Source organism: uncultured Thiocystis sp. (assembly GCF_903866365.1).
In the GTDB taxonomy this organism is placed as follows: Bacteria; Pseudomonadota; Gammaproteobacteria; order Chromatiales; family Chromatiaceae; genus Chromatium.
The window spans coordinates 1-2,457 of record NZ_CAIPNF010000206.1; the positions used below are offsets into that span (position 1 = coordinate 1).

Consider the following 2,457-nt stretch of genomic DNA (forward strand, 5'->3'; position numbering starts at 1 on the left):
CTGATGCGCCTTGTTTCCGGGATGCCAATCCCAGGCCGCCCATGAGGGGCGACGCAGGCCGTGTCATCCAGGGTCACGGCGGTGTCAAGGACGCTCATGCCGCACCTCCAGCCGACGGCTGATCCGCGTGCGCGACCAGGGCGCGCTTTCCGGTTTGCGGTTGCGCCTCCACCTGCGCGTCAATCCGCGCGAGCAGCTCCCGGAACTTGTCCGCGTACAGCCGAACCTGCGTTGCGTTCGGATTCTGGCGGGAGGTTTCGTTGCGCCCGTCAACAAGGCCCGTTTCCGTCAGGCTGTTGAACGCGGCCGTTCCGGTGGCCGACGAGCGGCTGGTCCGCGTCGTCTTCTCGATCAACCCGAGCGCGATCATGGCCGCCAGTGCCGCGTGACGCGACATGGCCGAGCCGTGGTCTTTCAGCAGGTCAGTCATCGACTTGGCGAGCGCCTCGCCGGTCGAATCGGACGGGAGAAACGTCGATGGAATCCCCTCGCTCGCGGCAATCTCGGCCAGCATGCGCGCCTTGCTGGTCGCGGACATCCGCAACAGGGATGCCGCCGCGCGGGCAAGGATGCGTTTGTCGCGCCGTTGGGAACGGATGCGCTTGGGTTGCGCCTTGAAGGCCGGCGTGGCTTCGCCCGATTCGAGGGCTTGCCCGCGTTTGATGATCTTCATGCGTGCCACGGCGTCATACCCTGCCATCCGGCAGACTGTGGCGTCGCGGTCGAGATCGTACTGGCGATACGCTCTTGTCGGCTTCCCGGAGGCGTCAGTGCTTGGTTTGAATCCATTCCTCAGTTCTGAGGGCAGCGCGTCGAGTCGCGCGTCACTGTCACGCAGTACGTTGTCGTGACGCTTGCCAGTGAGTTCGGCAATCTCGCGAGAGGTCATGGACGGTTGAGTCGCGGTGATCTGGTTCATGATTAGCCGCCTACCATTGGACACGAACAACGTTCTCGATGTCGCGGAGTCCGTTCTTGTGCGCTTTGCCGGTGAGGTCGGCGAGTTCGCGGGACGTCATCGCCAGGGACAAGGCGGACGTGCGGGGGGTGTGGTCGGTCATCGCGTCTCCCGTGCGCGCTTGCGGAGGATCTCGGCTTGGCGGTCGGACAGAAACAGCGACTCGCCGTCGGCGTCGTACCGTGCGATGAGCGAGGCGACAAATTCCATCTCCCAATCCGTGCTGGCGTTTGCTTCAGCCGCCTCCAGAGTGCCGGCGATGTCGGCGAACACGTCGGAGGCCGTGGCTTGAGTCGTTCTCATGCCGCCTCCGCGTCGCGCACGGCCTGCTGCACAAGCGCCTGGCTGGAACGGCGGATGCGCGCGATCAACGGCGCGGGCAGGCTGTTTTCCAGCCATTGGCGACGGTGCAGAAAGCCGATGCGATCCAGGATCTTCAGGCGCTGCAGGATCCCCCGTCGCGCCTTGCCGTGGCGAACGCCATGAATGGTGGTGGGGGCGATCCCGAGAACATCGGCGATCTGGGCATCCGAGTGGAGATCGAAACGCGCGTTCAGGCACGTTAACCACGGGACATCGCCTGGATCGCTGGCGCTGGCGGCCTGCCGTTCGCCATGCTCCGCGCGTTGCCGCCTGACCGTGGCGAACGGCAGACCGCCGCTCACGCCAACACGTCCTGGGCGGTGGCGGCTCGGTCAGAAGCGTCCGCTCGATCCTGGTAGATCGTCAGAAGCGAGGCGTCGAGAACGCTCGCGACCGTGTCCAACAAATACAAGGAAGTCCACAGACAAGGGATCCGGTCGTTGTCTTGGGCGACCCGGCGCGCGGTCTGAATGGCCGATGCCAGCATGACGGCGGCCAGCTCTAACGCTTCGTCGGTCGGTACGCCCAGGCGCAGCGTCAACAAGTCCGTGCGGGCGGCGGTTGCGGGAGACGAGTGGGACGGTTGTCCGGCCTCGTCTGCGCCGGGCGCGGCCTCCTTGATGGAGGCGACGGTCGGATGGTCGGTCCGCGGCGACGGCAAAAAAATCTCTCGTGAAAGCATGGACATTCCTGTGTGCAGAGAAAGACGTTCGACCTCGGCGAGGCCGGGATGGACAAGCGTACTGACGGTCCGCGTCACGGATTCGCCGGCATGCTTGGGAAAACCTGGGCGAAGGCGGTCGGCATCGGAACCCCCTGGAAAGGTGAGGTGCGCGCGCGGGGATTTAGGTGCCGTGGCGCTGGCGCACGATCGCGGTCGCGCGGGCCTGAATGCCGAGCAAAAACGCGGCACTGGGGGCCAACGTGCGCGGGTGGACCGGCAGTTCGTCGTCATGGCGGAAGGTGCGCGTCGGGATCGCCGCCGCGCGCGCGGCGCAGGCATGGCACTGCGTCTCCGGGCGCGCGCGCCGCGCCTTGAGCTGCGAGGACGACAGCGTGGCGAGCGTGTCGCAGCAGCGATAGCGGACGCGATAGCCGTGGGGCAGTCGGGCCAGAATCGTGACGCCGCCCACGAC

6 protein-coding genes are annotated in these 2,457 nt (G+C 66.2%); all 6 read right to left on the reverse strand.

Annotated features, from left to right (window positions below):
• Positions 1-94: 94 nt before the first annotated feature.
• Positions 95-919, reverse strand: coding sequence for a Rha family transcriptional regulator (locus QZY07_RS11695; protein WP_295402659.1), 825 nt, complete (start codon positions 917-919; stop codon positions 95-97).
• A gap of 10 nt (positions 920-929) precedes the next feature.
• Positions 930-1,061 carry a hypothetical protein gene (locus QZY07_RS11700; protein ID WP_295402660.1) on the reverse strand — a complete coding sequence of 44 codons (132 nt, stop codon included), beginning with the start codon at positions 1,059-1,061 and terminating at the stop codon, positions 930-932.
• Positions 1,058-1,261: a hypothetical protein gene (locus QZY07_RS11705; RefSeq protein WP_295402661.1), complete on the reverse strand. Its 204-nt coding sequence runs from the start codon at positions 1,259-1,261 to the stop codon at positions 1,058-1,060. The genes QZY07_RS11700 and QZY07_RS11705 overlap by 4 nt, the downstream gene beginning before the upstream one ends.
• Entirely contained in the window at positions 1,258-1,623 is a 366-nt protein-coding gene (locus QZY07_RS11710; RefSeq protein ID WP_295402663.1) for a hypothetical protein, read from the reverse strand. Before QZY07_RS11710 ends, QZY07_RS11705 begins: the two co-directional genes overlap by 4 nt.
• On the reverse strand, positions 1,620-1,982 hold the full coding sequence (locus QZY07_RS11715; protein WP_295402665.1) for a hypothetical protein: 363 nt from the start codon (positions 1,980-1,982) through the stop codon (positions 1,620-1,622). Before QZY07_RS11715 ends, QZY07_RS11710 begins: the two co-directional genes overlap by 4 nt.
• A 184-nt stretch (positions 1,983-2,166) precedes the next feature.
• The coding region (locus QZY07_RS11720) for a hypothetical protein (RefSeq protein ID WP_295402666.1) at positions 2,167-2,457 on the reverse strand (291 nt) is incomplete at its 5' end.